Here is a 6,158-nt window from a genome sequence, read left to right on the forward strand (position 1 = left end):
GGGTAGAAATACAACGCCAGTTCGCCCGCGCCGACGGCGTGGTGATGAAGGTTGATCGCTGGTGCTGGGACTCCGGCGGCCACTACACCGATGAGGTGTACGCCGAAAGCCGCAAATACGGCGTGCAATGGGTCGTGCCCGTGAAGGGCGCGAACATCTACGGCAAGCCCATCGCCAATTTCCCGCGCACCCGGCACAAGACCGCAAAGGTTTACCTAACCGAAGTCGGTACCGACAACGCCAAAGAGCTGATTTACAGCCGGCTGAAATTGCAATCGGACATTGCCCGAATCGGTCTTGTACAGCCCGGCGTTATTCACCTGCCGGCCAATGACGACCTGTGCGACGAAAGCGAACTCAAGCAACTCACCGCAGAACGGAAAGTCACCAAGATCGAGAAAGGCCGCCGGGTTGCCCGCTGGGACGCCGGCGGCCGCCGCAACGAAGCGTTGGATTGTTTTGTGTACGCCCTCGCGGCGCTGCGCATCAGCCAACAACGTTTCGGCCTCGACCTTGAGGCCTTGGCGCGCTCGCGCCCTGCCGCTGGAAAACCGGTGATTTCGCCCCCTAAAAACGAACCTAAGGCACCGGCTACGGCCGGCGCTTGGGTGGCACCGAGAGACGACCCATGGCTATGACCGATCTGGAATACGCGCGCTACATGCTTGAGCAATATCGCGAGGCCGAAGTCGCCGCCCTTGCGGGCAAGTCGGTCACGATCGCCGGCCGGACGTTTATTTCTCACGACCCGGCGGCGATCACCAAGGGCCGGCTTGAGTGGGAACAGCGCGTGTATTCGCTGACCCATGGCCGGGGGCTGCGCTTCGGCCGGGTGAGCTTCGAATGAAAAACTTTATCGACAAAATGATCGAGCCCTTCGCCCCCGCGATGGTGGCCAAGCGTCTGCAAGCCCGGTACCTGATCCAAGCCTATGAGGCGGCCAAGGTCACCCGCACGCACAAGGCGAAGGGTCAGCCCCTGAGCGCTGACGCGTCCCTACAAATGGGCGCGATGTCGCTTCGGTACCAGTCCCGCAAGCTGGACGAAGACCATGACCTAGTGACAGGCCTGTTCGACCGTCTGGAGGAACGGGTGGTCGGCGGTGCCGGCATCAGCGTCGAGCCCATCCCGCTGACGCTGGCCGGGGATATTCACCTCGACTTCGCGGCGCAGATCAAAGACGAATGGGCCGAGTGGTCGCTACATCCTGAGGTTTCCGGCGAGCTGACCCGGCCGCAGATGGAACGGCAGGTGTGCCGCACCTGGCTGCGCGACGGCGAAATGTTGGCGCAGAAGATTCGCGGCAATGTCCCGTTTTACACGCACCTGACCGACGTGCCTTTTGCCCTTGAGTTGCTTGAGCCGGACTATCTGCCGTTCAACCTGAACGACGACGCTATCGGCCTCGCGCAGGGGATCGAGCGCGACGCGTGGCGCCGCGTGCGGGCGTTTCACCTGCTCAAGACTCACCCGGGCAACGTGAATATGTTCGCGTTCCAGTACCAGACCAAGCGCGTTTTGGCCGAGCAGATCATTCATATCGCGCACCGCAAACGCATCGGTCAAAACCGTGGCTTGCCGCTGTTGCACGCGGTGTTAGTGCGCCTCGCCGATATGAAGGATTACGAAGAAAGCGAGCGCGTCGCGGCCCGCATCAGCGCCGCCTTGGCGATGTTCATTCGCAAGGGAACGCCGGACCTGTACACCGGCCCGGCGAACGGTGAAGCCACCGCCGAGCGAACTATCGCCCTTGCCCCGGGCACCGTCGTCGACAACCTGTTACCAGGTGAAGACGTCGGCATGATTCAAAGCAACCGGCCCAACCCGTTTCTGGAACCGTTCCGCAACGGTCAGTTGCGCGCCATCGCAGCCGGCACGCGTAGCGCCTATTCCACCGTGGCCAGAACCTACGACGGCACCTATTCGGCGCAACGTCAGGAACTGGTCGAGGCCCAGCTAGGTTACGACCTGCTCCAGCATGAATTTATTGATTACTGGAGCCGTCCGGTCTACCGCGAATTCATGGCCATGGGGCTGGTGAGCGGGAGGCTCAAGCCGCCGCGCGATGTTGATCCGCGCACCCTTTACGGCGCGATCTATCAAGGGCCGGTGATGCCTTGGATCAATCCGAAACAAGAGGCGGACGCGTGGGAAATCCTCGTTAAAGCCGGCTTTGCGGATGAGGCCGAAGTCGCCCGCGCGCGTGGCCGCAACCCGCAGGAACTCAAGCGCACCCGCACCGCAGAAGTGGAAACCAACCGCGCCGCCGATCTGGTGTTCAGTTCGGACGCATATCACCAGTTTTACGCCAAGCAAGGAGCCGCCAGTGAGCAGCCACCAGAATAACCCGGGGCTGGTCGCGCCCCTTGCCAGTCTGATCAGTCAGGACAACAAGCCAAAAGAAAGTTGGTACAGCCTCAACGCACTCGCGCGCGGGTCGGTTGAAATCCTGTTGTATGACGAAATCGGCGCTTGGGGCATTACCCCGCAACAGTTCGCCAAAGACCTGAAAGCCGCCGGCGACGTAAAGCAAATCAATCTGCGGATTCACTCCCCCGGTGGGGACGTGTTCGGCGGCATCGCGATTTTCAATTTGCTCAAGTCGCACCCCGCAAACATCGACGTGTTTATCGACGGGCTCGCCGCGTCGATGGCCTCGGTCATTGCCATGGTGGGGACGGTTCACATCCCCGAAAACGCCATGATGATGGTGCATCGACCGTGGGGCATTCAGGGCGGTGACGCCGACGACATGCGCCGCTATGGCGACTTGCTCGACAAGGTCGAGGGCCAGCTGATTGCCGCCTATGTCGACAAGACCGGGCAGACCCCCGAAGCAATCGCAACCCTACTCAAAAACACCACCTGGATGACTGGCCGCGAGGCTGTTGAGGCCGGCTTTGCCGACCATGTAACCGAGCCGCTGGCAGCTGCCGCACAGCTCACCTCTAAACGCTTCAAGGAGTTCGAAAACATGCCCGATTCGCTGAAATCCCTGCTCGATCCACAAGGCAACGGCAACACCCCGGCGCCGTCGCCAACCCCAACGCCTGCACCGGCACCGGCTCCAGCGCCAACCCCAGCACCGGCACCGGCTCCAGAAGCCCACGCCACTGCCGAGATTCGCGCCCAGGTGCTGGCCGCTGAAACCAACCGCCGTCTGAGCATCACCACGGCTTTCGGTAGCTTCGGCCAGTCGCACGCCGAGCTGCTGAATACTTGCCTGCTCGATCACACCGTCACCCCTGAGCAGGCCAGTCAGAAGTTGCTCGCCAAGCTGGGCGAAAGCACCACCCCGGCGCCGCGTGTTCCGGGTCACATCACCAACGGCAACCTGGTGGGCGATTCCGTCCGCGCCTCGCTGATGGCTCGCGCCCGTCACGGCGAAATGGAACCGAGCAACGCATTCAACCATATGAGCCTGAGGGAGCTGGCCCGCGCCTCGCTCACCGAGCGCGGCGTCGGTATTGCCGGGCTCGCACCGCTGCAAATGGTTGGCCTTGCCTTCACCCACTCGACCAGCGATTTCGGCGGCATTCTGCTCGACGTCGCGAACAAGTCGATCATTCAAGGATGGGAAGCGGCCGAGGAAACTTTCCCGCTGTGGACGAAGAAAGGCGAACTCAGCGACTTTAAAGTGACGCGCCGCGTCGGGCTGGGCGAGTTCAATTCCTTGCGCCAAGTGCGCGAGGGTGCTGAATACAAATACATCACCATCGGCGAGCTGGGCGCGCAAGTCGTGCTTGCAACCTACGGTGAGCTGTTCAGCATCACCCGCCAAGCGATCATCAACGACGACATGTCGATGTTGACCGACATCCCGAACAAGATGGGCCAAGCCGCGAAGGGCACCATTGGCGATCTGGTGTTCGCCGTGCTGACCGGTAACCCGGTCATGGCGGACGGAAAAACGCTGTTCCACGCTGACCACCGCAACCTCCAGACCGGGGCCAGCTCGGCGTTGTCGATCGACAGCCTGAGCAAGATGAAAACGCAGATGGCCACGCAGAAAGGCGACGCGGCCGACGGTAAAGGCCGAAATCTCAACATTCGCCCGGCGTACATCCTCACCCCGATCGCCCTTGAGGATAAGGCGAATCAGATCATCAACAGCGAGTCGGTACCGGGTGCGGACGTTAACAGCGGCATCGTTAACCCGATTCGCGGTTTCGCCAAGGTGATCGGCGACGCCCGCCTCGACGACGCGTCGGCGACTGCATGGTATGGCGCCGCGCGCCAAGGTCTGGACACGATCGAGGTGTCGTATCTGAACGGCGTAGAAACCCCGTACCTGGAACAGCAACAAGGCTTCACCGTTGACGGCGTGGCCTCTAAGGTTCGCATCGACGCCGGTGTCGCGCCGCTCGACTATCGCGGCCTGCAAAAAGCCAACGGCGCCTAACTCGCCCGCTGTTCACGAACCCCGCCTGATGCGGGTTTTTTTGTTTCTGGAGATTGAGAAATCATGGCTAAAAACTTTGTAGAGGACGGCGACGTCCCGACTTTCGTGGCCCCAGCGGGTGGTGTTGTATCCGGTGGGATCTATGCCATCGGCACGCTGGTCATGGTGGCGATCACTGACGCGGTGGAGGGCGCCGAGTTCGCCGGCCATCTGGTCGGGTGCTGGCGTGTGCCTTCGGCGGCTGGTCTGTTGACCGGTGCGGCGGTCAGTCTGAAAGCCGGCGGGCTGGTTGCCGCCGGGACTGCCGCGTCTGTGCCGGCCGGCAAGCTGATCGCCGACGAATCGGGCGGCTTTGCTGTCGTCCGGCTGTCGAACTGATGGACAACGCAAGCCGTTGGAATCGGCTAATCAAGCATATGCACCGGTTCGGGACTAACGAGCTTGCGGACGTCTTCGGGAGCTTTCAGACCCCCGGCCAGCCACCTGTTGAGAACCTGCCGCTAATGGTGGACAGAAACCTCGAATACGTGGGGCCGGATGGTCGGTTTGTGAGCGACGTGGTCGGGATCACGTTCTACACCAGTGATCTGGCCACCGCTGCCCGGGGCGACTTGTTCGTCATTGCCGGCGAGCGTTTCATCGTTGAAAAACTGATCGCCGATGACGGCTATATGATCACCGCCGCGACCATGGGGGCACCATGAACATTCTGACCCTTGCCCGCGAGGCGCTGATCGCGCGCCTATCAACCATCACCGTCGAAAACGGATACCACACCCACGCAGGTGGGAACGTCCGTGGTGGCTGGTTGAATGAGGTGATCAAGGCGGCCGATATCAGTTACCCGCTGATCGTGGTGCAAAAGGCCAAGGGGCTCGCCCCCGTGGCTGGGCCGCACGCGATCAAGGTGCTATCCGGCTTTAACGTGATCGGCGCCGTCGACGCCGGGCTCGATGGTTATGAGTCTGCCGTCGAGGATCTGGAACACGACCTAATCCGTTGCTTGATGACCACCGCCGGGCAGCTGCCCGACTGGTTACCGCGTGGCGTTCCGATGCTCGCCATCGGTGCCCCGGAATCATTCCCGCCGGCGGACGGTTCCAAGGCTGCGCTGGTCCTGATTCCGGTGTACCTGCACACAATCATTCAAGGAAAATTCCCATGACATCCAAGACCCCCGACGTCACCACCAGCCCCTCCCCGGGAGTGACCAGGACCACGACCGGCGCCACCCCGGCCGGTGCTGGCCAGTTCGCCGCCGGCGAAACCATCCCCGACAAGCAATTCACCCAAAACACTGGACGGCCAGGCGAAGCGCAAGCCGCGCCACGCGTGGGGCAGGTCGAGGGCGCCGAGGGCGTCTATGAGTCGGCCAACGTCCTGCCCCTGTATGAGGTCACGCTACTCAAGCCGCACACCCACGGCCGTGAGGATTTCCCAATCGGCGCGACGATCAAGGTCAATGCCGCACAGCGCGATTGGCTGATCGCCCAAGGCGTGATCAGCGCCGACACTCTGGAGAACTAAAACATGGCTCGCGAAATTGAAACGTATGTAGTGGGCGGTTTGGTCAAGATTCGCCCCTATGGCCAAGGCGGGCCTTTCACGCCCGTAGGTCTGGTGTCGACCCTGACGCAGGCCATCGAAAAAACGGATCTGACCTTGGCCGATACCACCACCCCGCAGGGCGGTGAATATGACTCGATCAGTCGCATTACCAGCATGTCGCTAACCATGAACTGGCGGGAGCTGTACA

The 6,158-nt window shown here is 61.7% G+C and carries 9 protein-coding genes; all 9 read left to right on the top strand.

Annotation, left to right across the window (positions count from 1 at the left end; all coding sequences use genetic code 11):
• Nucleotides 1-638, top strand: a 638-nt coding sequence (locus tag AAAB35_RS18115) for a terminase gpA endonuclease subunit (RefSeq protein ID WP_340669672.1), incomplete at its 5' end; no start/stop codon positions are given.
• Nucleotides 629-847, top strand: coding sequence for a hypothetical protein (locus AAAB35_RS18120; protein WP_340669673.1), 219 nt, complete (start codon nt 629-631; stop codon nt 845-847). The genes AAAB35_RS18115 and AAAB35_RS18120, both read left to right, overlap by 10 nt.
• On the top strand, nt 844-2,346 hold the full coding sequence (locus tag AAAB35_RS18125; RefSeq protein ID WP_340669674.1) for a phage portal protein: 1,503 nt from the start codon (nt 844-846) through the stop codon (nt 2,344-2,346). Before AAAB35_RS18120 ends, AAAB35_RS18125 begins: the two co-directional genes overlap by 4 nt.
• The gene (locus tag AAAB35_RS18130) at nt 2,327-4,402 is read left to right on the top strand and encodes a ClpP-like prohead protease/major capsid protein fusion protein (RefSeq protein WP_340669675.1); all 2,076 of its coding nucleotides are present in this window, start codon (nt 2,327-2,329) and stop codon (nt 4,400-4,402) included. The genes AAAB35_RS18125 and AAAB35_RS18130 overlap by 20 nt, the downstream gene beginning before the upstream one ends.
• Nucleotides 4,403-4,465: 63 nt before the next feature.
• Complete coding sequence (locus AAAB35_RS18135) at nt 4,466-4,780, top strand: capsid cement protein (RefSeq protein ID WP_340669676.1); 315 nt, start codon at nt 4,466-4,468, stop codon at nt 4,778-4,780.
• The gene (locus AAAB35_RS18140; protein WP_340669677.1) at nt 4,780-5,106 is read left to right on the top strand and encodes a hypothetical protein; all 327 of its coding nucleotides are present in this window, start codon (nt 4,780-4,782) and stop codon (nt 5,104-5,106) included. The genes AAAB35_RS18135 and AAAB35_RS18140 overlap by 1 nt, the downstream gene beginning before the upstream one ends.
• Nucleotides 5,103-5,567 carry a hypothetical protein gene (locus AAAB35_RS18145; protein ID WP_340669678.1) on the top strand — a complete coding sequence of 155 codons (465 nt, stop codon included), beginning with the start codon at nt 5,103-5,105 and terminating at the stop codon, nt 5,565-5,567. Before AAAB35_RS18140 ends, AAAB35_RS18145 begins: the two co-directional genes overlap by 4 nt.
• Entirely contained in the window at nt 5,564-5,929 is a 366-nt protein-coding gene (locus AAAB35_RS18150) for a hypothetical protein (protein ID WP_340669679.1), read from the top strand. Before AAAB35_RS18145 ends, AAAB35_RS18150 begins: the two co-directional genes overlap by 4 nt.
• 3 nt (nt 5,930-5,932) lie before the next feature.
• Nucleotides 5,933-6,158: hypothetical protein (locus AAAB35_RS18155; RefSeq protein WP_340669680.1), on the top strand; the 226-nt coding region annotated here is incomplete at its 3' end.

Origin of the sequence: Phyllobacterium sp. (assembly GCF_037994425.1) — a bacterium.
Classification (GTDB): domain Bacteria; phylum Pseudomonadota; class Alphaproteobacteria; order Rhizobiales; family Rhizobiaceae; genus Phyllobacterium.